The 22691-nt window shown below is 66.3% G+C and carries 20 protein-coding genes, 2 tRNA genes and 1 pseudogene; 3 read left to right on the forward strand and 20 right to left on the reverse strand.

The window, feature by feature from the left end:
• Positions 1-111: 111 nt before the first annotated feature.
• The 4 genes from INQ42_RS07725 to uvrC all read right to left on the reverse strand — a co-directional run bounded on the left by INQ42_RS07725 (position 112) and on the right by uvrC (position 2867).
• Positions 112-185 (reverse strand) — tRNA-Cys (locus INQ42_RS07725).
• Positions 186-309: 124 nt separating this feature from the next.
• Positions 310-385, reverse strand: a tRNA-Gly gene (locus INQ42_RS07730).
• A 38-nt stretch (positions 386-423) separates the two neighbouring features.
• On the reverse strand, positions 424-993 hold the full coding sequence (pgsA, locus tag INQ42_RS07735) for a CDP-diacylglycerol--glycerol-3-phosphate 3-phosphatidyltransferase (protein WP_194033767.1): 570 nt from the start codon (positions 991-993) through the stop codon (positions 424-426).
• Complete coding sequence (gene uvrC / locus INQ42_RS07740) at positions 990-2867, reverse strand: excinuclease ABC subunit UvrC (protein ID WP_194033768.1); 1878 nt, start codon at positions 2865-2867, stop codon at positions 990-992. Before uvrC ends, pgsA begins: the two co-directional genes overlap by 4 nt.
• A 314-nt stretch (positions 2868-3181) precedes the next feature.
• On the opposite strand from uvrC, the gene INQ42_RS07745 reads away from it, so the two are divergent.
• Positions 3182-4402 carry a DUF445 domain-containing protein gene (locus INQ42_RS07745; protein WP_228064314.1) on the forward strand — a complete coding sequence of 407 codons (1221 nt, stop codon included), beginning with the start codon at positions 3182-3184 and terminating at the stop codon, positions 4400-4402.
• On the forward strand, positions 4399-5634 hold the full coding sequence (gene kch, locus INQ42_RS07750) for a voltage-gated potassium channel protein (protein ID WP_228064315.1): 1236 nt from the start codon (positions 4399-4401) through the stop codon (positions 5632-5634). Before INQ42_RS07745 ends, kch begins: the two co-directional genes overlap by 4 nt.
• A gap of 105 nt (positions 5635-5739) precedes the next feature.
• Here the strand turns inward: kch and kdsB are convergent, their stop codons facing one another.
• The 15 genes and pseudogenes from kdsB to INQ42_RS07825 form a co-directional block, all read right to left on the reverse strand.
• The gene (gene kdsB, locus INQ42_RS07755; RefSeq protein ID WP_194033770.1) at positions 5740-6534 is read right to left on the reverse strand and encodes a 3-deoxy-manno-octulosonate cytidylyltransferase; all 795 of its coding nucleotides are present in this window, start codon (positions 6532-6534) and stop codon (positions 5740-5742) included.
• The gene (lpxK, locus tag INQ42_RS07760; RefSeq protein WP_194033771.1) at positions 6531-7559 is read right to left on the reverse strand and encodes a tetraacyldisaccharide 4'-kinase; all 1029 of its coding nucleotides are present in this window, start codon (positions 7557-7559) and stop codon (positions 6531-6533) included. Before lpxK ends, kdsB begins: the two co-directional genes overlap by 4 nt.
• On the reverse strand, positions 7556-9304 hold the full coding sequence (msbA, locus tag INQ42_RS07765) for a lipid A export permease/ATP-binding protein MsbA (protein WP_228064316.1): 1749 nt from the start codon (positions 9302-9304) through the stop codon (positions 7556-7558). The genes lpxK and msbA overlap by 4 nt, the downstream gene beginning before the upstream one ends.
• A complete protein-coding gene (locus INQ42_RS07770; protein ID WP_194033772.1) occupies positions 9301-9744 on the reverse strand; it encodes an ExbD/TolR family protein in 444 nt (147 codons plus the stop codon). The genes msbA and INQ42_RS07770 overlap by 4 nt, the downstream gene beginning before the upstream one ends.
• Positions 9745-9750: 6 nt before the next feature.
• Positions 9751-10407, reverse strand: coding sequence for a MotA/TolQ/ExbB proton channel family protein (locus tag INQ42_RS07775; protein WP_194033773.1), 657 nt, complete (start codon positions 10405-10407; stop codon positions 9751-9753).
• A pseudogene (locus INQ42_RS07780) lies at positions 10301-12821 on the reverse strand (DNA internalization-related competence protein ComEC/Rec2); the annotation flags it as partial. The gene INQ42_RS07775 and the pseudogene INQ42_RS07780, both read right to left, overlap by 107 nt.
• A gap of 156 nt (positions 12822-12977) precedes the next feature.
• Positions 12978-13697 carry a lipoprotein-releasing ABC transporter ATP-binding protein LolD gene (gene lolD / locus INQ42_RS07785; protein WP_194033775.1) on the reverse strand — a complete coding sequence of 240 codons (720 nt, stop codon included), beginning with the start codon at positions 13695-13697 and terminating at the stop codon, positions 12978-12980.
• Positions 13690-14931, reverse strand: a complete 1242-nt coding sequence (locus INQ42_RS07790; protein WP_194033776.1) for a lipoprotein-releasing ABC transporter permease subunit — start codon at positions 14929-14931, stop codon at positions 13690-13692. The genes lolD and INQ42_RS07790 overlap by 8 nt, the downstream gene beginning before the upstream one ends.
• Before the next feature lie 6 nt (positions 14932-14937).
• Positions 14938-15141 (reverse strand): hypothetical protein, encoded by a 204-nt coding sequence (locus tag INQ42_RS12930; RefSeq protein WP_228064318.1) that lies wholly within the window; start codon positions 15139-15141, stop codon positions 14938-14940.
• Positions 15142-15334: 193 nt separating this feature from the next.
• The gene (locus INQ42_RS07800) at positions 15335-15595 is read right to left on the reverse strand and encodes an FAD assembly factor SdhE (RefSeq protein WP_194033778.1); all 261 of its coding nucleotides are present in this window, start codon (positions 15593-15595) and stop codon (positions 15335-15337) included.
• A gap of 65 nt (positions 15596-15660) precedes the next feature.
• Positions 15661-16443 carry a succinate dehydrogenase iron-sulfur subunit gene (locus INQ42_RS07805; protein ID WP_194033779.1) on the reverse strand — a complete coding sequence of 261 codons (783 nt, stop codon included), beginning with the start codon at positions 16441-16443 and terminating at the stop codon, positions 15661-15663.
• A gap of 81 nt (positions 16444-16524) precedes the next feature.
• Entirely contained in the window at positions 16525-18315 is a 1791-nt protein-coding gene (gene sdhA / locus INQ42_RS07810; protein ID WP_194033780.1) for a succinate dehydrogenase flavoprotein subunit, read from the reverse strand.
• Between the two features lie 2 nt (positions 18316-18317).
• Positions 18318-18719 (reverse strand): succinate dehydrogenase, hydrophobic membrane anchor protein, encoded by a 402-nt coding sequence (gene sdhD / locus INQ42_RS07815; RefSeq protein WP_194033781.1) that lies wholly within the window; start codon positions 18717-18719, stop codon positions 18318-18320.
• On the reverse strand, positions 18716-19111 hold the full coding sequence (sdhC, locus tag INQ42_RS07820; protein WP_194033782.1) for a succinate dehydrogenase, cytochrome b556 subunit: 396 nt from the start codon (positions 19109-19111) through the stop codon (positions 18716-18718). Before sdhC ends, sdhD begins: the two co-directional genes overlap by 4 nt.
• A gap of 75 nt (positions 19112-19186) precedes the next feature.
• A complete protein-coding gene (locus INQ42_RS07825) occupies positions 19187-19363 on the reverse strand; it encodes a DUF1674 domain-containing protein (protein WP_194033783.1) in 177 nt (58 codons plus the stop codon).
• A 29-nt stretch (positions 19364-19392) separates the two neighbouring features.
• On the opposite strand from INQ42_RS07825, the gene ygfZ reads away from it, so the two are divergent.
• On the forward strand, positions 19393-20277 hold the full coding sequence (ygfZ, locus tag INQ42_RS07830; RefSeq protein WP_194033784.1) for a CAF17-like 4Fe-4S cluster assembly/insertion protein YgfZ: 885 nt from the start codon (positions 19393-19395) through the stop codon (positions 20275-20277).
• 92 nt (positions 20278-20369) lie between these two features.
• Here the strand turns inward: ygfZ and INQ42_RS07835 are convergent, their stop codons facing one another.
• Positions 20370-22691, reverse strand: coding sequence for a thiamine pyrophosphate-dependent enzyme (locus tag INQ42_RS07835; protein ID WP_407070759.1), 2322 nt, complete (start codon positions 22689-22691; stop codon positions 20370-20372).

Here is a 22691-nt window from a genome sequence, read left to right on the forward strand (position 1 = left end):
CTTGGGTAAACCTTTCGGTAAAACGGCACTGCTATTGGGCAGTGCCGCCCTCTTGGAACTGACCGCAGAGGCCGCCCAATAAAAAACCCCTGACGAGTCAGGGGTTTCAAATGGAGGCCGAGGTCGGAATCGAACCGGCGTACGCGGATTTGCAGTCCGCTGCATGACCACTCTGCCACCCGGCCGGATGACGTGCGCCCCAAGGATAACCCTTGCGACTGGGGTTGCACTGGGCAATCCCCTGAAAAAACAAAACCCCGAAACCGGGGCCTTGTTCGGTGCCACCCCGGCGAACCGTGGTGCCATGTCTGGAGCGGGAAACGAGACTCGAACTCGCGACCCCGACCTTGGCAAGGTCGTGCTCTACCAACTGAGCTATTCCCGCTGACTGAGCCGACTATTGTAGGCATGCAGACAGAACTGTCAACTGCCTCGTGAATCTTCTTTCATCGACGGCCACGCGGCCCGCAAGTATGCGAAACCGGACCAGAGGGTAAGCAATGCCGCGGCCGCGAGCAACCACTCACCGATGGTGAAGATCGGCAGACCGAACAGGGGCTTCTGGTAGAGCAGGAACACCAGCGCCAGCATCTGCACGACGGTCTTGATCTTGCCCAGGGTGGCGACCTTCACCTTCGCCCGCTGTCCCAGCTCGGCCATCCACTCGCGCAGCGCGGAGACCGCGATCTCGCGCCCGATGATCACCGCCGCCCACAGGGTCATCCAGACCGTCGGGTGCTTCTGCACCGTCAACATCAGCGCCACGGCCACCATCAACTTGTCGGCGACCGGATCCAGAAACGCGCCAAACGCGGAGAACTGGTTGTAGCGACGGGCAATCCAGCCATCCGCCCAGTCGGTTAACGACGCAAACGCGAAGATCGACGCGGCCGCCAAGCTCGTCCAGTTGAACGGCAGGTAGAAAACGACCACCAACACCGGGATCAGCGCGATCCGCAGCAGGGTCAGCATGGTGGGTACCGTCAACTTCATCCGTTACTCCGTGTGCCGTCATCCGGCCCGCTGCCCGCTTCTTCCAGTCCGTGCAAGGTCGCGTAGATGCGTTCAGCCAAAGCCGCATTGATACCCTCGACCCGCGAGATTTCTTCCACTCCGGCGCCCTTGAGTCCACCCAGGCCGCCGAAGTGTCGCAACAGGTTACCGCGTCGACGCGGGCCAATACCGGGAATATCTTCCAGCCGGCTTGAATTGCGTACTTTCTGGCGACGACCCCGGTGACCGGTGATCGCGAAGCGGTGGGCCTCGTCGCGCACCTGCTGGACCAGCTGCAATGCCGGCGAGTCGGCGCCGGGATGCAGGGTGCGCCCGTCAGGCAGCAGCAGATCCTCATCACCCGGACGCCGGGCCGGTCCCTTGGCCACGCCGACCAGCACGACGCTGTGGATGTCGAGCTCGTCGAGCACCGCGCGGGCCTGGGCGACCTGCCCGGCGCCGCCGTCGATCAACAGGACGTCAGGCAACACCCCCGCCGGCTTTCCCTGGGCGGCGATTGCACGCTTGAACCTGCGGCTCAGCGCCTGATGCATCGCGGCGTAGTCGTCGCCCGGCTCGATGCCGGCGATGTTGAAGCGGCGGTACTGGCCGCGCACCGGGCCTTCCGCGTCGAACACCACGCACGATGCCACGGTCGCCTCGCCCATGGTGTGGCTGATGTCGAAACATTCGATCCGCCCGGGCAATTCGTCCATGCCGAGCATCTTCTGCAGGTCCTGAGCGCGTGCCAGCTGGGCGGCGTGGCTGGTGCGCTCGCTGGCCAGGGTGATCTGGGCGTTGCGGCGTGCCAGATCCAGATAGCCGGCCCGGTCGCCGCGCACGTTCCAACGCAACTGCACTCGCCGCTCCCCCGCGCTCGACAGTGCTTCCTCGATCAGCTGGCGATCGGGAATGTCGCGGTCCAGGACGATTTCGCCCGGCGGCATATGCTCGCCGTAGTACTGCGAGACGAATGCCGCCAGCACTTCCTCGGCGCTCTCGCTGCCGTTGGTCCGCGGGAAGAACGAGCGGGTGCCCAGATTGCGGCCGTCGCGGAACGCCAGCAGCATCACGCACGCCGCGCTGCCCTGCATCGCCACGGCCAGCACGTCCAGATCGGCCGCACGCCCGTCAACGTACTGGCGCGCCTGCAGGGTGCGGATGGAACCCAGCAGGTCGCGCAGCCGCGCAGCCTCCTCGAACGCCAGGCGCGCGCTGGCGGCCTCCATCGCGCGGCCGATCTCGTCGGTCAGCTCGTCGCTGCGGCCTTCCAGCATCAGCACGGCGCGGCGCACGCTCTCGGCGTAGGCCTCCGCGTCGACCAGCCCGACGCAGGGGCCGCTGCAGCGGCCAATCTGGTATTGCAGGCACGGTCGGGTGCGGTTGGCGAACACGCTGGCGTCGCAGCTGCGCAGCTTGAACAGCTTGTGGATCAGGTTGAGCGTGTCGCGCACGGCACCGACACTGGCGTACGGACCAAAGTAGCGCCCGGGCACCGAGCGCGGCCCACGGTGCATCGTTATGCGCGGCCACTCCTCGTTGGTCAGCAGCACGTAGGGGTAGCTTTTGTCGTCCCGCAGCAGGACGTTGTAACGGGGCTTCAGCGACTTGATCAGCTCATTTTCGAGGATCAAGGCCTCCGTCTCGGTGCGGGTGACCGTGACCTCCATGCGCGCCGTCTGCGCGAGCATGGACATGATCCGGGCCGACTTCGGGGTCGCGTTGAAGTAGCTCGACACGCGGTTGCGCAGGGCGCTGGCCTTGCCCACGTACAGCGCCTTGTCATCGGCACTGATCATCCGGTACACACCCGGTGCAGTGCTCAATGTCCTGGCAAACGCCTTGCCGTCGAATGGGGGAGCTGCCTTGGTCATGCACCTCGGCCCGTCGCGGCGGATCCCGGCCCTGTTGAAGCCCACGTGGGTGCTCGGACCACAAGCCCGCGCTGGTCATGACGATGGGATAAGGACGAAAGGGTAAACATGTACTCCATGGATGGGGCAGATTATGCGTCAGGGCAAGCCTCAGCAGACCTCCACAAGCCGATACCAGGACACCCCGCACACCGATGACAGCAGAAACCGAACCGCCCCTGCCCGCTTCCGGATCGCCGGCTGCGCCAACCGCGAGCCCTGCCGGCGACGTCCGCGCAGCGGCGCTGACACGTCGGAAGCGCATCGCAGTTGGCATGCTGGCGGTGGCCGCCGCTGTTTTCGCCGTCGGTACCTGGCTGCGCATCACCCACCCGCATTGGGGGTTCGACCTGCTGGTGGCGATGGCCGAGGCGGCAATGGTCGGCGGGTTGGCGGACTGGTTCGCGGTGGTGGCCCTGTTCCGGCATCCGCTTGGCCAGCGCTGGATTCCGCACACTGCCATCATTCCCAACAAGAAGGTTGCGCTGGGCCGTGCGCTGGCGAATTTCATCAGCGATCACTTCCTGGAAAGTGGCGAAGTGCTGCGGCGCGTCGAGCAGTTCGACCCTGGCAAACGTCTCGCGGCCGCCTTGGCCAATCCGGTCCACGCACAGACGATCGGCAAGTTCGCGGTCAACGTCGTGCCGCACTTGCTGCAATTGATGGACAGCGAGCGCCTGCACCGTTTCCTGCTCGGACTGGTGCGCGAGCAACTGCAGCGCGCCGATGTCGCCGACCTGGGCAGCCAGCTGCTGGAAGTGATGACCCAGGACCGCCGCCACCAGGCGCTTCTGGACAGCGTGCTGCGCGACCTGGGCGACGTGCTGGCCGACGAAGATACCCAACACCTGATCGCGAGCAAGATCTCGCCGCAATTGTGGTCGGTACTGCGCCTGACCCGTCTCGACGACGCCGTGGCGGAGAAACTCGCGGCCAAGATCATCGCCGGGATCAGCGACCTGATCAGCGACATGGCCGAAGACCCCTCGCACGAGCTGCGGTTGCGATTTGACGACTACGTGGATGCGTTCATCGATCGCCTGCGTACCGACCCGTCCCTGCAGCAGAAGGTCTCCGCCCTGCGCGACCGCGTGCTCGACGATCCGGCACTCGCGCGCTACCTGCGCCAGTCCTGGATCCAGGTGCTGGACTGGGTGCGCGATGACCTGCAGCGTGACGATTCGGCGATTGCGGGCAAGGTGGCGGACGCCTCACGCGCGATCGGCGACAAGTTGGGGAGCGATCCGGAGGTGCAGGGCTGGCTGAACCGGTGGGTGCTGGACACGCTGGGACCGCTGATCGACAAGTACCGCGGAGCTATCCGCGACTTCATTGTCGAGCGCGTGGAGCGCTGGGATACCCGCGAACTGGTGCGTGAACTGGAATTGAGCGTCGGCAGCGACCTGCAGTACATCCGCTACAACGGCACCGCAATCGGGGCACTGATCGGCGGGCTGCTGTACGCGACGGTGCGCCTGATCGAGTGGCTCGCATGATCGCGGGTGAGTCCGCCCGCAAGATCGCGGTGCGGCCGATCGCGCGGGTCCGTGCTCTGATGCGCCGCTGGTACTCGGTGCTGCACGGCGACAGCTGGTTTCCGCACGTGCCGCTCGCCGTCGCCCTCGCCACCGGCGGTGTGCTGCTGCTGCGTCTGGACTTCGGCGCGGACTGGCGGACCTACCTGCACGGAATGCTGGACGGTCACTTCGCGGTCCGACCGCAGCGGCTGCCCGGACTGCTGATCGGCGGCGGCATGCTGATCATGGCCGGCGGACTGCTCTCGCGCTCCCGGCTTGCCTGGAGCATGGCGCTGCTGTTCGCCCTTACCGGCGTTACCAGCCTGCTGCTTGGGCAGGCCCAGTCGCACCTGCTGCTGGCCTACTTCGTGGTCATGCTGCTGGCACTGTTCATCGCCTGGCGACAATTCGACCGCAGCAGTGTTGCCGCCAGCACCCTGTTCGCGGTTACGTCCGTCGTCATGCTGCTGATGTACGCGACCTTTGGCGCCTACTATCTGGGTGGCGATTTCGATCCACCGATCACCGACCTGGTCAGCGCCCTCTACTACGCCATGGTCACCATGAGCACCGTCGGCTTCGGCGACATCACGCCGCAGACGTCGGAAACCAAACTGTTCACCATTTCGGTCATCGTCCTGGGCGTCGCGGTGTTCGCGACCTCACTCACCGCCGTCATCGCGCCGATGGTCAGCAACAGCCTGAAACGCATCGTTACGCAAAAGGGGACACGCATGAAGCGGGAAGATCATTTCGTCGTCATCGGCAGCGGCCCGCTGGCGATCAATACCGCGCGGGAACTGGCACGCCGTGGCAACAAGGTGACCCGCCTGCTGCGCACGGTGCCCGAGGACAGCGACAGCCGCGAGATGGACATCGTGGTGGGCGACCCCAGCAGCACCGAGGTCTTGCGCGAGGCCGGCGCGGACCGCGCGGAGGCGGTCCTGGCGATGCTGGTGGACGACTCGGAGAATGCCTTCGTGATCCTTGCGGTGAAGGAGCTGGGCGGCAAGGCGCGCACCGTGGCCGCCGTCAACGATGCCAAGCACCTGAGCCGGGTCAAGCTGGCCCAACCCGACGTGGTGATCTCACCGCAGGTGCTGGGTGGCGAACTGACCGCCATGCTGCTCAGCGGCGAGGAAGTGACCCCGGACTTCGTGATGAAGCACGTGTTCCAGCGCAAGGACGAGCCTGCAGGACCGCCTGTGTGAGTCCTGACTGGCCGGGGTTCGTATCGGCTTGTGTGACGCCGGCGGATGACTGTTGGAACGCCGATCGCGAAGACTGCGTCGAACGGAACGCGTCAGGGCTCTGAGCTAGCGTGCCTGCATCAATGCCTCGGCCCGGGCAAGGTCTTCGGCCGTATCCACACCGGGCGGGAAGGGTTCGGGCGTCAGCGCCACTGCAATGCGGTGCCCGGCCTCGAGTGCGCGCAGCTGCTCCAGCAGTTCGATCTGCTCCAGGCGGCCCGGTGGCATGGCCGCGAAACGCTGCAGGAACCCGGCCCGATACGCGTAAATTCCGATATGCCGCAGCCACGGACCGCCTTCGGGCATCCGCGTGCAATCGCTGGTAAATGCCTGGCGCGGCCACGGCACCGGCGCACGGCTGAAGTAGAGCGCGTCGCCGCCCGTCGCGCGCACCAGCTTGACCGCGTTCGGATCCAGCAACGTTTCGACGTCATCAATCGGCGCCGCCAGGGTCGCCATTTCCGCGCCGCTGCCGGCGAGCAGCGCAGCCACCGCGCCAATCCCCGCAGCGGGCGCGAAGGGCTCGTCGCCCTGCAGGTTCACCACGATCGTGTCATCGCCCCAGCCGGCGATGCGTGCGCACTCGGCGAGACGATCGGTGCCGGACGCGTGCGCCGCGGATGTCATCGCCACCTGCACGCCCGCGCCCTGCAGCGCCTCGGCAATGCGCACGTCATCCGCAGCGACCCAGACCTCGCGTGCCCCCGCCGCCAGCGCGCGGCGGGCGACGTGCAGCACCATCGGTTCGCCCGCTATCAAGCGCAGTGGCTTGCCGGGCAGACGGGTTGCGTCGTGGCGCGCCGGGATAGCGACAACGAAGTCGAGGGCGTCGCCCGTCGCCTTGTCGGTCGCCGTACTCATGTTTTGCCCACCTGCCCGATCCGATCCAGCAGTGACACCCAGAACCCTTCAGGCAACTCCGCACTGACCGGGACGCTGAAGAACGCATCGGTCGCGAACCCGGCGCACTTGACCGCGTCCTTCTCGGTCATCAGCACCGGCAGTGGACTGCCGAACTGGAAGTCCTCGGCACGATAGCGGTGGTGGTCGGCAAAGGCATGCGGCACCACCGCGATGTCCAGCGCCCGCAGCATCGCGAAGAAACGCTCGGGATTGCCGATTCCGGCCACCGCGTGCACGCGATGCCCGGCAAAAGCCGACAACGGACGCGGCCTGCCCCCCAGCACGGGCACGGCATCGTGGCTGGCCAGCCGCATCGGCCATTCGCCAAACCCCGTGCCATTGACGTCGCTGACGGGCGCATTGGCCACGTTGATGACACGGAAGTCGCAGGCATTACCGCGTGGCGGCAGCTCGCGCAGCGGTCCGGCAGGAAGCAGGCGGCCATTGCCATAACGGCGCGCACCGTCGACCACCTCGATCTCGATATCGCGCTTGAGCCGGTAGTGCTGCAGGCCGTCATCGCACAGGATGATGTCGCAGCCGGCCTTTGCCAGCGCGGCCGCCGCTGCCGCCCGGTCACGATCGGCGCGCAGCTTGACACCGGTACGACGCGCCATCAGTACCGGCTCGTCGCCGCCTACGTTCGGCGCGGTGGCCGCCTCCACCCACACCGGTGATCCCGCGTCGGTGCGGCCGTAACCGCGGCTGGCAATACCCGGCGTCCACCCCTCCTGCTGCAGCCGCATTGCCAGCGCGATGGTCAACGGAGTCTTGCCTGCGCCACCGGCGGTGATGTTGCCCACCACCAGCACCGGCACGCCCGGATGGCGGCGCCGCAACAGGCCCACACGGTAGGACCAGCGCCGCATGCCGGTAAGGATTCCGTACAGCCACGCCAGCGCACTCGCAAACAGCGGCACCGGAAGATCGCTGTACCAGTACGCCGGCTGATGCTCGCGCCGACGAGCGGGGCCTGTGCTCATTGCGGCTCCCGGAACTGCATGCGGTGCAGGTGGGCGTACAGTCCGTCGCGCGCCAGCAGCTCGTCGTGGGTGCCGCGCTCGACGATCCGGCCCTCGTCAAGCACCAGCACCTGGTCGGCGTGCTCGATGGTCGACAGGCGGTGGGCGATCACCAGTGTGGTGCGGTCAGGCATCAGTCGCTCCAAAGCGTCCTGTACCAGTCGTTCCGACTCGGTATCCAGGGCGGCGGTTGCCTCGTCAAGGATCAGGATCGGCGCGTCCTTCAACATCGCCCTGGCGATCGCCAGGCGCTGGCGCTGGCCACCCGAGAGGCTGCTGCCCTTGGCACCAATCGGGCTGTCGACACCGCCCGGCAGGCGCTCAACGAACTCGGCCGCGTTGGCACCGCGTATCGCCGCCTCCAGGCGATCGGCCGGAGGCTGCTCGAGCTCTCCGTAAGCCACGTTCGCCGCGATGGTGCCGTCAAACAGCATCACGTGCTGGCCGACCAGGGCGATCTGCCGACGCAGGTCCGCCAGCGGATAGACGTCCAGGGGTTGGTCGTCCACCAGTATCTGGCCGGACTCGACCTCATAGAACCGCGGGATCAGCTTGATCAGGGTCGATTTGCCACTCCCCGACCGGCCGACGATCGCCGTCACCGTGCCGGGCGTGGCCACGAAACTGACATCGGTGAGGGCGTTGCTGGCCTGGCCGGGATAGCGCGCACACACGTCGCGGAATTCGATCTTGCCGCGGGCGCGCCGGAGGGGCTGCGTCCCGGTGTCGGGCTCATCGTCGGCATCGATGACATCAAACAGGCGCTGCGCCGATGCGACACCGCGCTGGAGCATGCCCTGCACGTTGGTGAGCTGCTTCAGGGCCGGGATGATCGCCATCATCGAGGTCATCAGGACCACGAAGCTGCCTGCATCCATCCGCCCCGCCTGCGCTTCGCGGCCGGCAAAGAACAGCAGCATCGCCAGGCCCACCGCGCCCATCAACTGCACCAGCGCCGACGAGATGCTGCGGGTGGACTCCACCTTCATGCTCAGCTTCAGATGGTGGTTGGCCTGATCGGTATAACGTTCCAGCTCCACTCCCTGCGCGCCGTAGACCTTGACCTCCTGCTGGTTCGCCAAGGCCTGGTCGGCCGACTGCAGCAGCTGCGCGCCGCTTTCCTGGATGCGGTGGCTGACCCGCCGGTAGCGCCGGCCGACCTTGTCCATCACCCACCCCAGCGGCGGCGCAAGGATCAGGATCAGGATCGTGACCTGCCAACTGGTCCACAGCATCACTCCGACCATCACGATGGCCTGCAGGGACTGCTGCAGCATGACCTTCATCGCATCGATGGCCGCCTGCGCGACCTGGTCACTGTCGGAGCTGAGCTTGATCAGCATCGAGGGGACCGGCTCGGCATCGAAGCGCTGGCCGGGCAGTCGCAGGTACTTGCCCAGCACCTGGACGCGCAGGTCGCGGGCAATGCTGCGGCCCGCCCGGGCCATGCTGATGTCGGTCAGGTAACCGGCAACGCCGCGAGCCACGAACAGGCCCACGATCGCCAGCGGCAGCACCAGACTGGCCGCGGCGTCCCTGGCGATAAAGGTCTGGTTGATGATCGGGCGCATCAGCCAGGTGAAGCCGCCCCCCGCCAGCGCCTCGATCACCATTCCCACCAGACCGACCCCGAGCAGGGCCCGATACGGCGTCGACAAGGTCAGCAGCCGCCGGTAGATCTGCCAGGGCGAGGTGGCTTCCGTCACCGACGAACGTCCTCGCCGGCGGCATCCGCTTCCGGCGACGCAGTGGCGGTCATGATCCTGCGGAAGCCGAGCTGGCCGAGCGCGTCATACACCGTCACCACCGCCTGATAGGGCGTGCGCGCATCCGCCCGCAGCATCACGGGACGTTCGCGCTCCGTACCGGCGACTTCCGCGAGCGTCGCTTTCAACGAATCGACGTCGTTGCGCAACACCTCGCGGTCATCAACGAAGTAGCGCCCGTCCGCGTTCACCAGCACCACCAGCGGTTGGGTCGCCTCCACCTGCTCGCCGGTCGCACGCGGCAGTTCAAGCTGGATTACCGAGCGCGCGTCGAACGTGGCGGTGACCACGAAAAAGATGATCATCACCAGAATCACGTCGATCAGCGGAACGAGGCTGATCTCCGGTTCGTCATCGGCCCGTTGGTCGCGGATGCGCATGGGCGGTCAGTCCACCAATGCGGGAGTGCGCAGCTGCGCTTTCACCGCCGGCGCGACGGGGCGCGTCTTTTCCAGGGTGTCCAGCAGCTGGATCGCCTCGTGCTCCATCTCGACGATGTAACCGGCGATGCGGCCGCGGTACCAGCGATGCGCCATCAGCGCGGGAATGGCGACCACCATGCCCGCCGCGGTGCAGACCAGCGCCTTGCCTATTCCGCCAGCCAGCTGGTTCACGTCGCCTATGCCGTGGTCGAGGATGCCCAGGAACAGCTGGATCATGCCCACCACGGTGCCAAACAGGCCGAGCAGTGGTCCTGCAGAGGCTACCGAGCCCAGCGTGTTCAGGTAGCGCTCCATCTTGTGCACAAGATGGCGACCGACATCCTCGATACGCTCGCGGATCTGCTCGCGCGGTCGGTCACGCACGTCCAGGGCCGCGGCCAGCAATTCGCCCAGCGGCGATGTTGCCCGCAGTGAGTCGATGTGGGCCGGGTCGAGGGCCCCACCGCTGGCCCAGGTGCGAACCTCGTTGCCCAGACCCGGCGGCAGGACATGTGCGCGTCGCAGCGTCCACGCACGCTCCACGATCAGCGCCACGGCCAGCGCCGACAGCATCAGGATAGGAATCATCGGCCACCCACCCGCCTTGACCAGTTCCAGCACGCGCCAACCTCCGGCCCGGGGCCGATTCAATCCGGTCGATAGGATAGCTCAGGCGCAGCGTCCACCAAGGGCTTATTGTCACGGCGGCCCGCATCCCACAGCCGTGGACGTGCGGCGCGTCGCGTTTCGACGCTAATCCCCGCCTCCCCCATTCGCACCCGGATCGCCCCGTCTTGCGCCGTGTCGGGCGTCGCTGCACCGGCGTCCTGCCAACGTCGGGTCACCTCGGTACGCGGATGGCCGAACCGGTTGCCATGCCCGCTGGACATGATCGCCAGTTGTGCCCCGGTCGCCTCCACCAGCGCCGGATCGGACGCGTTGGCGGCGCCGTGGTGGGACACCAGTACGACTTCGGCCTTGATCGCCGACTCCGCATCAAGCCGGCTGCGGCGAACCAGGTCACGCTCGATGACCTTGCCCACGTCGCCCAGCAGGAGCGCGGATCCGTGTTTTCCGGTGATTCGCAATACGCAACTGGCGTCGTTGCCCAGATAGGGGAAGTACGGCGGTGGATGCATGAAACGGAACGACACACCGTCCCACTGCCACTGCTCGCCGGCGACGCATGGCAACGTGTCGGCGATTCCCGAGTCTTCCGGAGCGTTGGCGGAGTCGATGCCGGTACGGCGGCGAACCGCCTCGAATCCGCCGCTGTGGTCATTGTCGGCGTGGCTGACCACCGCTCGGTCCAGTCGCTCCACCCCGAGCGCCCGCAGGGCGGGAATCACCACACGCTCGCCACTGTCGAAGCCGTCGGGTGTCGAGGGTCCCATGTCGTACAACAGGTTGTGCGCGGCTGTGCGGACCAGCACCGACGACCCCTGCCCCACATCGAGCACCTGGATGTCCACCTCGCCAGGCGCGGGCAGGTCGCGTGCGGGCCACAAGAGGGGCAACCACAGCAGCAACGCCAGCGGACGCCCGGGCAGGCCGCGCGGAAGCAGCAGCCAGAACGCACCGGCCAACGCCAGTGGCAGGGCATACCAGCGCGATTCGCGCAGCCACCACAGCGCCATGTCGCTTGCCGCCATCGTGTCGAATAGCGGCCAGCTGAGCTGGAAGCACCACGCGGCCGCGTCCCATGCCCACAGCCCCCATCCCGCGTGCAGCAACTCCAATGCAGTACCTACCAGCGACAGCGGCACGACCACGAGCGTCCACCACGGCACGGCAACCAGGTTCGCCAGCGGTCCCGCGAGCGAGGCCTGATCGAAAAGGACGGCGGTGAGCGGCAAAAGACCGATGGTGGCCACGCCCTGCGCGGATACCAGGTCATGCGGCGGCCGGCGACCGACCTCGGGCAGGCACCAGACCAGCCAGGCGACGCCGAAGAAGCTCAGCCAGAATCCCGCGGTCAGCGCCGACAATGGATCCACAACCAGCACAGCGATCATTGCCAGAGCCAGCACTTCCAGCGTGGTCGATCTCCGCCGTTGAATGCGCATCCCCGCCACCACGGCAACCATCAGGACGGTTCGCACCGTCGGCAGCGCGAACCCGGCCACGGCGGCGTAAAGGATCGCTCCGACCAGACCACCCATGGCGGCTGCAATCGGCCGCGGCACGCGTCGCCCGAGACCGGGAAAAACCCACCAGACCCCGGCCATCGCCAACGCAAAGAACCCAGCGACAATCCCCACGTGCATGCCGGAGATCGCCACCAGATGACTGAGACCGGTGGCACGCAGGACGTGCCAGTCCTCATCGTCCAGACCGCGCGTATCCCCGAGCGCAAAGGCGGACAGGAAGCGCGCCGATTCGGGAGCAACGGAGTCCGCGATGCGCTGCGACATTGCGCCACGCCAGGCGTTGATCCCTGTGCCGGCCTGCTCCAGACGCGCCTTCCCGGGCTCACGCACATAGCCGCTGGCACTCACCCTGCCGGCAAACGCGTGCTTCTCGCTGTCGAATCCCCCCGGATTGCGCAGACCCCGTGGCGCCCGCAGCCGTACGGTCATCTCCCAACGTTGTCCCGCCTGGACCTCGTCACGCCCCGTCCCCGTGCCGTCGCGCTCGTCGTACCACGACAGTCGCAGCAGCCGGCCGCGCAAGGGTTCGGGCTGGTCGTTCGCGCGATCCACCCGGAATGCGAATGCCGTGCGCCGCGGTTGATGCTGGGGCAACTCGACGAGCCGTCCACGAACCTCGACATCGCGTTTCTCCCAATCCACCGGAAGCTGGACGGACAGGGCGTGGGTGGCGTGCAGGCCGGCGAGCGCGAAACCGACCAGATACGCGCCCATCCAGCGCCCGCGCCACGCTTGCCACCACGCCGGCGCTCCAACCACCGCCGCTGCCAGCAACAGCCAGAGCGGTGCCAGCCAGGGCAGCCAGAGGGCCAGCGAGACACCTGCGAGAAGACCACTTGCCACCGGCAGCCCGAGGGGGCGCGATCGTGCGGGTGTCGTAGCCAGGAAAACTCCGCCGGCCGCGTCGGCAACAGTGGCCACGCAAGGGACACGGTCAATCGTTGGAATGGACGGCGGCGTCCTTGCCGCATTGCTCATGGCGTACTTCCATGTCGTGAATTTTGTGGCTGGACTGCGCTCCAACACGCCGCCCCGGAGTGCTTACATATCGCTTACCACCAGTTCGCGCAGCCGGCCCTGGTGCAATTCCAGCACGCGGTCCAAACGGCTTGCCAGACGCCTGTCATGGGTTACAAGGACCAGGCTCGTGCGGTGCTCCCGGTTGAGCTCGAGCATCTGCTCGAACACGTGCGCCGCGGTTTTCTCATCCAGATTGCCCGTCGGTTCATCCCCGAGGACGCACGCAGGACGATTGACAAGCGCGCGCGCCACCGCCGCTCGCTGGCGCTCACCGCCCGAGAGTTCGCCTGGCTTGTGCTCCAGACGGTGCCCCAACCCAACCGACTCCAGCAGGTCCCGCGCCCGGTCGCGTGCCGTCGCCACCTTCTCGCCGCCCAGCAACACCGGCAACATCACGTTCTCCAGCGCGGTGAACTCCGGCAGCAGGTGGTGGAACTGGTAGACAAACCCCAGCGCCCGGTTGCGCAATTGCCCACGCGCCGTATCCGACAGCGCACTCATCCAGTGCCCGTCGACATAGACATCACCGGCGGTCGGGGTGTCCAGCCCACCAAGCAGGTGCAACAGTGTGCTCTTGCCTGCTCCCGACGCGCCGACAATCGCGACCGTCTCGCCCTTGCGGACCTCCAGCTCCAGACCATCGAACACAGGGGTGCGCATCTTGCCCTCGGCATAGACCATGCCCAGGCCGGTGCACCCGAGTACCACGTCGTCGCCGGGTTGCCAGACAGGCTCATTCATAGCGCAGCGCCTCCGCCGGAGGGGTCCGCGCCGCTCGCCACGCGGGGTAGATGGTGGCCAGGAACGCCATCACCAGCGCCACTGCGGTAATGGAAAGCACATCCTCTGGCTTGAGGTCTGTCGGCAGGCCGGTGATGTAGTAGACATCCTCCGGCAACAGGCTGACGCCAAATACCCGCTCGATCGCAAACAGGATATTTTCCAGGTTCAGGGTCAACACGATCCCGCCGACGACGCCGAGCACGGTGCCGATCACGCCGATCAGGCTGCCCTGCACCATGAATACCTGCATCACCCCTCTGGGCGACAGACCGAAGGTGCGCATGATCGCAATATCGGCCTGCTTGTCCGTCACCAGCATCACCTGGGAGGAGACAAGGTTGAAGGCGCCCATTGCGATGATCAGTGAGAGCAGGATCGCCATCAGGGTCTTCTCCATTTTCAACGCGCGGAACATATTGGCGTTGTCGGTGGTCCAGTCGCTGACCTGAAGACCGCCCAGCTTGGTGGCCAGATCACGGGCGACATCCCAGGCCTGGTTCATGTCGACCAGACGCAAGCGCACCCCGGTCACACCATCCTGAAGGCGCATCAGGCGCTGCATGTCGGGCATGCTGGTGAAAGCCATGCTGCGGTCGTACTCGTTGTAACCAACCTCGAAGATGCCGCTGACGGTGAAGCGTTTTACCCGTGGCATCGCCCCGACCGGCGTGCTGTTGAACTCCGCGATCGTCATGACCACCTTGTCGCCCACGCCAACACCCAGCCATGCGGCCAGCTCGCGGCCCAGTACGATGTTGAACTCGCCCGGCACCAGCGATTCCAGCGTGCCCGCCACCATCTTGTCGCCCAGCACCGACACCGTGCGCTCGTCAGCGGGAACCACGCCGCGGACCATCGCCGGCTGCTGGCGGGGACCGTTTAGCAGCGCTTCCTTTTCCACATACGGCGCGGCACCGGCGACCCGCGGATCGGTCAGCGCCAGGTCCACCGCCTGCTGCCAATTGTCCAGCGGTTCGCCAAAAGCACTGACGGTCGCATGCGCCGCCATCTGCAGCATGCGGTCACGGATCTCCTGCTGGAAGCCGCTCATCACTGCCAGGGTGGTGATCAACGCCGCCACACCCAGGGCGATGCCAAGGATGGACGCCAGGGAAATAAACGAGATGAAACCATTGCGGCGCTTGGCGCGGAGGTAGCGCAGGCCGATGGCGACGGGAATGGGTTTGAACATAGCCCGCTATGGTGCCACCGAACGGCGCCCGCGAGCAGGAGTTTGTGCCGGCAATGCGAGTCGCAGTTGACGCCGGCTGGCCGGGGGCAGCGTGTCGGGCCCCCATGCCAGACGATGCAGACGATGCTCGAAATCGCGCCAGCGCGCGAAGCTCAGTGGCCCGCGCCAGAACACCGTGAAGTCCCTGACGATCTGATCGTCGACCTTCACCGCGGCTCCGTCCAGCTCGATCTCACGTGCCGCTTTTGCCGCTTCCCGCCGTGACTCCCGAACGCCCCACAAGATCGCGAGTATGGCGCCCGGCCATATCACCCCGCGGGGAAACCCGGACAGCAGCAGAGAGAGTGCCCCCAACACGCCCATCAGCGGCAGCGCCGCGATCAGCCAGGCCGATGGCCGCCACTCAAGGCGGCAACTGGCGGATGGCGCTGACGAGCGCTGCGAGTTCGGCATCCGGCGGGACCTCATGACCCATGAACCAGTGCCAGAGCTTATCGTCCTCGCATTCCAGCAGGCGTAGGAAAACCGCCCGATCACCTACCGATGCCTGCCGCCATTCACGGTCCAGAAAGCGGCCAAACAGCTGGTCCAGCTCACGCATGCCACGCCTGCATTTCCAGCGCAGCCGGCGCAGCTCCACCTCATCTTCCGGGCTAAGTTGCATGTGCTCTCCACAAAAAAGGGGCGTGCACCCGGCACACCCCTTTGCAAAACGTCGAAGCGCGCGGATCAGGTCCGGCGCGCGACCATCAGCTTTTTGATCTCGGCAATCGCGCGGGCCGGGTTCAGCCCCTTCGGGCAGGTCCTCGTGCAGTTGAGGATAGTGTGGCAGCGGTACAGTTTGAACGGGTCTTCCAGGTCGTCCAGGCGCGCGCCGGTATCCTCGTCGCGACTGTCGACGATCCAGCGATAGGCCTGCAGCAGGACGGCCGGGCCGAGGTAGCGATCGCCATTCCACCAGTGACTGGGGCAACCGGCGGTGCAGCAGGCGCACAGGATGCACTCGTACAGGCCGTCGAGCTTCTTGCGATCCTCCGGCGACTGCAGGCGCTCGCGATCGCTGGGCTCCGGGCTCGCGGTCCGGATCCACGGCTTGATCGACGCGTACTGGGCGTAGAAATGGGTGAGGTCGGGAACCAGGTCCTTGACCACCTCCATCGCAGGCAACGGATAGATCGGCACGTCGCCGCTGCCGCAATCTTCGATCGCCTTGGTGCACGCCAGCCAATTGCTGCCGTCGATATTCATCGCGCACGATCCGCAGATCCCTTCGCGACAGGAGCGGCGGAAGGTCAGGGTCGGGTCGATCTCGTTCTTGATCTTGATCAGCGCGTCCAGAACCATCGGTCCGCAGCTCGCCATGTCCACCTCGTAGGTGTCCACGCGCGGGTTCTGGTCATCCTCGGGATTCCAGCGGTAGACCCGGAACGTACGCGGCTGCTGGGCCCCGGGCGTCTCGTAGTGCTTGCCCTTCTGGATTGTCGAGTTTTTTGGAAGGTTGAAATCGGCCATCGGTAGTTCCGCCCTGGAAGCCGGTCTCAGCCGGCACCGCGAACCGGTGTGCGGCCCGCGGGGTGATTGGTGAAAACGAAGTCAGTAGACCCGCTTTGCAGGCGGGACCACGTCCACGTCGTCCGTCAGCGTGTACATGTGCACCGGCCGATAGTCGATCTTCGTATTGCCCGCTTCGTCGACCCAGCACAGCGAGTGCTTGTGCCAGTTCGCATCGTCGCGCTCCGGATAGTCGTCGCGCGCATGGGCGCCGCGTGACTCGGTGCGGTTCTCCGCGCAGACGATCGTCGACAGCGCCTGGCCCAGCAGGTTCGACAGTTCGAAGGTTTCCACCAGGTCGGAGTTCCAGATCAGGGAGCGATCGCTGACCTTGACGTCTTCGAAAGAGGCCCGGATCTCACGGATCCGGCCCACGCCCTCCGCCAGCGTTTCCTCGGTGCGGAACACCGCAGCGTCAGCCTGCATCGCACGCTGCATCTGATCGCGGATGACTGCGGTCGGTGTGCTGCCATTGGCGTTGCGCAGCTTGTCCAGATGCGCCAACGATGCGTCACAGGCGTCGGCCGGCAGGTCGGGATGCTTCGCGCCGGGAGTGAGCGTCTCGGCGCAGCGGTTCGCGACCGCGCGACCGAACACCACCAGGTCGAGCAGCGAGTTGGAGCCCAAGCGGTTGGCGCCGTGCACCGACACGCAAGCCGCCTCGCCGATGGCATACAGGCCGGGAACCACCGCATCGGGATCGCCGTTCTTCAACTGCACGACTTCGCCGTGGTAGTTGGTCGGCACGCCGCCCATGTTGTAGTGCACGGTCGGGATGACCGGAATCGGCTGCTTTTCCACATCGACGTTGGCGAAAATGCGCGCCGACTCGGCGATGCCGGGCAGCTTCTCGTGGATCACTTCCGGGCCCAGGTGGGTCAGATCGAGCAGCATGTGGTCCTTGTGCTCGCCAACGCCCCGGCCTTCGCGGATTTCCATCGTCATCGCGCGGCTGACCACGTCGCGCGAGGCCAGGTCCTTCGCCGATGGCGCGTAGCGCTCCATGAAACGCTCGCCACTGGCGTTGCGCAGGATGCCGCCTTCGCCGCGGACGCCTTCGGTGATCAGGCAGCCCGCACCGTAGATGCCGGTCGGGTGGAACTGCACGAACTCCATGTCCTGCAGCGCGAGCCCGGCTCGCAGCGCCATGCCATTGCCGTCGCCGGTGCAAGTGTGCGCGGAAGTCGCCGAGAAATACGCGCGGCCGTAACCGCCGGTCGCCAGCACCGTGCCCTGGGAACGGAACAGGTGCAGCGTGCCTTCGGCCATGTCCAGCGCCAGGACGCCGCGGCAAACGCCGTCCGCATCCATGATCAGGTCCAGCGCGAAGTACTCGATAAAGAACTCGGCATGGTGCGCCAGTGACTGCTGGTAAAGCGTGTGCAGGATCGCGTGGCCGGTGCGGTCGGCAGCAGCGCAGGTCCGCTGGGCGGGCGGGCCCTCGCCGTATTTGGTGGTCATGCCCCCAAAGGGACGCTGGTAGATCTTGCCCTCGGGTGTACGCGAGAACGGAACGCCCTGGTGCTCAAGTTCGACGATCGCCGGGATGGCCTCACGGCACATGTATTCGATCGCGTCCTGGTCGCCCAGCCAGTCCGAGCCCTTCACAGTGTCATAGAAATGGTAGCGCCAGTCGTCCTCGCCCATGTTGCCCAGCGCGCCGGCGATGCCACCTTGCGCGGCCACCGTGTGTGAGCGGGTCGGGAAGACCTTGGTGATACACGCCGTCTTGAGGCCCTTCTGGGCAAGACCGAAGGTCGCGCGCAGCCCGGCGCCGCCGGCGCCCACCACGACCATGTCGAATTTGTGTTCCTGGATCTTGTAAGCCGGCACGATCAGCCCCCGAACGCGATGCGAATGACCGCGAACACGCTGGCAAGTGCCGCGAGTACGCAGATGAAGATGATGGCAAGCTGGATGGTGACCTGCAGCCAGCCGGTGTGCACGTAGTCTTCGAACACAACCTGCAGGCCGAGCTTGGCGTGCCAGAAGGAGGCGATCAGGAATGCGATCAGCAGCACTGCATTGAACGGTGACGCAACCGCGGCGCGGACGCTGGAGTAATCGGCGCCCACCAGCGACAGCAGCAGGTAGACCACATAGAGCGACAGGAACACCAGCGCAATCGCGGTGACGCGCTGGACGATGAAGTGCCCGGTCCCTTCCTTCGCCGAACCGAGGCCGCGCGCGCGCTTGAGCGGATTACGCAGGTCACCCTGCAGGTCATTGCTGTTCATGCACCACCCCATTGCTGCATGGCCGCGAACCACAGCAGCGCGGTGATCACCAAGCTGACAATGATCGTGGTCCAGCTGTTGCGGATGAAATCAGGAATCTGGAAGCCCCAGCCGGCGTCCTGGAGCACATGGCGGATGCCGTTGGCAAGGTGATACGCAAACGCCCAGCTCCAACCGAACAGCACCACGAAACCGGGAATCGAGCGCGCAAATCCGCTGAAATCCGACCATTGCTCGGGACCTGCCGCGAGCGCCCACAGGCCCCAGACAAACAACAGGCTGCCGGCAACGAGGACGATGCCGGTGGCGCGATGGAGGATCGAGGTGACCATCTGGACCTGCCAGCGGTAGACCTGGATGTGCGGTGATATGGGACGTTGGCGACTGGCCATGGCAACGGCGCTCTCTGGGCTGGGCGGCGGGGCCGCGTGGCGGGATTCGGTAGGGTGACTGGACGTCAGGCGACGTCAGAAATCGATGCAGCGGCCGTTCTTCTCCCAATCGCCATACCGGGTCGGGTCCAGGCCTTCGCGGCCGCCGTACTCGGGAATCTGGGAAGGCTGGTCCGGCTTGTCCACTTCCGTGGCCGCGGGCACCTCGGTGGTCGCGGCGGGATCGGTCTCGGAGGTGGTTTGGCCTATCATCACTGGGTCCTAGCTTAGTTGCCGCCCCCATGTCTGACAAGTCACCCGCCACTGTAGGCCCTCTGATCGCGTTGCCTGAGCAGGCCGTCATCACACTCCGTGGCCGCGATGCGATCGCATTTTCCCAGGCCCAGTTCATGAACGACATTGGCGTCCTCGCCGACGGCGAGTGGCAATGGAGTGGCTGGCTCACCCCGAAGGGCCGCGTGATCACGCTGTTCGCGTTGCTGCGCAGGGATGCGGAGACACTCTGGTTGATGCTCCCCGATGGCGGCGCCGAAGCGATCGTCCAGCGTCTGCGCGGCTATCTGTTCCGCAGCAAGGTCACCATCGGTATCGATGAGGGTCTCCGGGTGGGCGGCCGTTTTACCCAGGCGTCGGGTGCCCGCGGGAACACCTTTGCAGCTGACGGCGACACCGTTGAGTTGGATCTGGGCACGGGGGAACATGCGCGCAGCCTGGTGATCTGTACCGGTCTGGATGCCTTGCCCGACGACGACGCCATCGCGCGCTGGCGTGTGGCCGACCTGCAGGACGGCCTGCCGCGGCTGGTGGACACAGAGCGCGAGCAGTGGACGCCGCAGCAGTTGTCGCTGGAGCGACTGCAGGCCTTCAGCGTGAAGAAAGGCTGCTATCCCGGCCAGGAAATTGTTGCGCGCACGCATTTCCTGGGCAAGGCCAAGCGCGGCCTCGCCCTGTTGGCGTCGGGTTCGCCGATCCCCGTTGGCAGCGACGTCACCGCCGACGGGAAATCCCTGGGCCGGGTGATGTCGGTCGCCAGCGCGTCGGATAAGCACATCGCGCTGGCCGTGCTGCCGCTGGAGCGGCCGCAGCCCGGCCTGCCGGGCTCCGCGTTGATGGTGGACGGCGCCAGCGTGATTGAGGCGCCGCTACGGGACGGTCTTGCGCGCTGAGGGAGCGTGTTGCCCGCTACCTGCAGGCCCTTGCATTGCTGGCGCGACGCCCCGCTCCGCTGCGGCCCGGTCCCTGGCCGGGGTGACCGGCCTCAGTCCGCTGCCGCCAGCCGGCCGGCTGCATCGACGATGTCCTCTTCGCCGGGAATGACCAGGAACGCCGCGCCGGCCAGCGGCGTGTAGGTGTCCACGCCCACGACCCGCTCAAACGGAATACCGCCCAGCCCGCCCTCGGCGATCGCGGTGATGACGCCCTCCCCCACGCCGGCGCTTTGGCGGCCTTCATCGACAATGAGGATTCGGCGTGCACCGCGAGCCTGCTCGACGATCCAGGCGTCATTGAGCGGCACCAGCCAGCACAGGTCCACCACCCGCGTCCGCCAGCCGTGCGCCTCGCGGATGCTGCGGGCGGCGCGCAGGCTCATCGGCACGCCGTTGCCGTAGGTGAACACCACCAGGTCATCGCGCCCATCGCCGTCGCCGACATCGGCATCTTCGCCCGCGTCGCTTTCAGGCGGGTACACCCGGCCTTCGCCGATCACCATGGCCTTCCCCTGCTCGGGGTATTCGGTCAGCCAGCCGCCGTCGCCCGCTTCGTGCAGGTCCTTGGTCATGTACAGCGCGATGGGCTCCAGGAACACACTGACGCGCCCGTCCACCTTGGCCAGCGCGGTCAGCGTCCGCAGCATCGTCACCGCATCGTCGCCGCGCGACGGGCAGCCGACCACCAGGCCGGGGATATCGCGCAACGCGGTGATCGAGTTGTCGTTGTGGAAATGGCCGCCGAAGCCACGCTGGTAGCCCAGCCCGGCGATGCGCACCACCATCGGATTGGCATACTGGTTGTTGCTGAAGAACTGCAGGCTCGCCGCCTCGCCGCGGATCTGGTCGCAGGCGTTGTGGAAGTAGGCCAGGTACTGGATTTCCGGGATCGGCAGCATCCCGACGTTGGCAAAGCCCTGCGCCATGCCCAGGATCATGGTCTCGTCGAGCAGCGTATTGAACACGCGGCGCGGCCCGAAGGCTTTCTGCAGCCCCTTGGTGACGGTGTAGACGCCGCCCTTCTGGGCCACGTCCTCGCCAAACAGTAGCGCATCGGGGTACTTGGCGAAGGTCTCGTGCAGCGCCTGGTTGATCTGGATGGCCATGTGGCGTGGCGGCAGGTTTTCCGGCAGCTTCGCCTCGCCGCCGAAGACCTCCAGGCGACGCTCATCGAAGTCGGCGCGCCCGGCCTCGGCCATGACCTTGTCGGGAGAGTACGGAGCCAACGGCGCGATGACGTCGGCCAGCGTTTCAAGTTTGGGTCGGCGATCGGCTTCCTCGGCGGCGGCGAAACAGCGCTTGCGCGTGCGTTCGTAAAGCTCCAGCACCTCATCCCTGGACATGAGCCCGGATTCCAGTGCGATCGATGCCGACCGCAGCAGCGGATCGGTCGCCTCGACGGCGCACAGTTCCTCGAGCGACCGCCACTCGATCTCGAAGTCGGTCCCGGCGTGACCCATGATCCGCGTCGTGCGCAGGTGCAGGAAGGTCGGCCGGCGGGTGGCCCGACAGTGCTCGACGGCGCGCTGGACATCGGCATAGCCGTTGGCCAGGTCCAGGCCGTCGGCGGCGAAGTAGTCCAGGTCGGCGCGCTGGGAAAAATTGCGCGCGATCCAGCCCGAGGGCGTCTTCACCGAGATGCCGATGCCGTTGTCCTCGCACACGAACAGCGCCGGCGCCGGCAGCTTCTGGTAGGCCGTCCACGCGGCCGCGTTGAAAGCGGTCTGCGCGGTCGCATGGTTGCTGGACGCATCACCGAAGGAGCAGATGGTGATGCTGTCGTCGGGAATCGGCAGCTGGTGCCCAAGGCGCCGGCCGGCCTCGATCGCGATGGCCGTGCCGAGTGCCTTGGGCAGGTGCGAGGCGATGGTCGATGTCTGCGGGAGCACCCACAAGGGCTTGCTGCCCCAGACCTTGTGGCGACCGCCGCTGGCGGGGTCGTCCTTGCTGGCGGCAAAGCTCAGCGCGGAGTCCATCGCCGGATCCATCCCGGGTAGTTTGCGGAAGCGCTCGGCCATGAAGCCGCCGCTGCGGTAATGCAGGAAGGCCGGATCGGTATGACGGGTGGCGCGCGCGACCATCGCGTTGCCCTCGTGCCCGGACGAACCGATCGTATAGAAGACCTTGTTCTGCACCCGCAGCACCCGCGCCATGAGGTCAAGGTGGCGGCTGACCAGCTGCGATTCGAACAACTCCAGGAAGCCCTTTGCATCCAGTGCACTGCCCTCCAGCACCGGCGCATCGTCGTCCGGAGCCACACCGGCCCGCCCGTCCCAGGACCGGACGAACTCGGTGAAATTCACATCGCAGATCTCGGCGCGGTTGAGGCCGCGCATGCGCGCGGGAATGGGGCTGGGAAGGCTCGACATCAT

Origin of the sequence: Lysobacter avium, from assembly GCF_015209745.1 — a bacterium.
GTDB lineage: Bacteria > Pseudomonadota > Gammaproteobacteria > Xanthomonadales > Xanthomonadaceae > Novilysobacter > Novilysobacter avium.

What these genes read in the sequence shown, in the direction of transcription:
- pgsA (WP_194033767.1), bottom strand. Translation starts at nt 993, where the DNA reads ATGAAGTTGACGGTACCCACCATGCTGACCCTGCTGCGGATCGCGCTG.
- uvrC (WP_194033768.1), bottom strand. Translation starts at nt 2,867, where the DNA reads ATGACCAAGGCAGCTCCCCCATTCGACGGCAAGGCGTTTGCCAGGACA.
- INQ42_RS07745 (WP_228064314.1), top strand. Translation starts at nt 3,182, where the DNA reads ATGCTGGCGGTGGCCGCCGCTGTTTTCGCCGTCGGTACCTGGCTGCGC.
- kch (WP_228064315.1), top strand. Translation starts at nt 4,399, where the DNA reads ATGATCGCGGGTGAGTCCGCCCGCAAGATCGCGGTGCGGCCGATCGCG.
- kdsB (WP_194033770.1), bottom strand. Translation starts at nt 6,534, where the DNA reads ATGAGTACGGCGACCGACAAGGCGACGGGCGACGCCCTCGACTTCGTT.
- lpxK (WP_194033771.1), bottom strand. Translation starts at nt 7,559, where the DNA reads ATGAGCACAGGCCCCGCTCGTCGGCGCGAGCATCAGCCGGCGTACTGG.
- INQ42_RS07770 (WP_194033772.1), bottom strand. Translation starts at nt 9,744, where the DNA reads ATGCGCATCCGCGACCAACGGGCCGATGACGAACCGGAGATCAGCCTC.
- lolD (WP_194033775.1), bottom strand. Translation starts at nt 13,697, where the DNA reads ATGAATGAGCCTGTCTGGCAACCCGGCGACGACGTGGTACTCGGGTGC.
- INQ42_RS07790 (WP_194033776.1), bottom strand. Translation starts at nt 14,931, where the DNA reads ATGTTCAAACCCATTCCCGTCGCCATCGGCCTGCGCTACCTCCGCGCC.
- INQ42_RS07800 (WP_194033778.1), bottom strand. Translation starts at nt 15,595, where the DNA reads ATGCAACTTAGCCCGGAAGATGAGGTGGAGCTGCGCCGGCTGCGCTGG.
- INQ42_RS07805 (WP_194033779.1), bottom strand. Translation starts at nt 16,443, where the DNA reads ATGGCCGATTTCAACCTTCCAAAAAACTCGACAATCCAGAAGGGCAAG.
- sdhD (WP_194033781.1), bottom strand. Translation starts at nt 18,719, where the DNA reads ATGAACAGCAATGACCTGCAGGGTGACCTGCGTAATCCGCTCAAGCGC.
- sdhC (WP_194033782.1), bottom strand. Translation starts at nt 19,111, where the DNA reads ATGGCCAGTCGCCAACGTCCCATATCACCGCACATCCAGGTCTACCGC.
- INQ42_RS07825 (WP_194033783.1), bottom strand. Translation starts at nt 19,363, where the DNA reads ATGATAGGCCAAACCACCTCCGAGACCGATCCCGCCGCGACCACCGAG.
- ygfZ (WP_194033784.1), top strand. Translation starts at nt 19,393, where the DNA reads ATGTCTGACAAGTCACCCGCCACTGTAGGCCCTCTGATCGCGTTGCCT.
- INQ42_RS07835 (WP_407070759.1), bottom strand. Translation starts at nt 22,691, where the DNA reads ATGATGTCGAGCCTTCCCAGCCCCATTCCCGCGCGCATGCGCGGCCTC.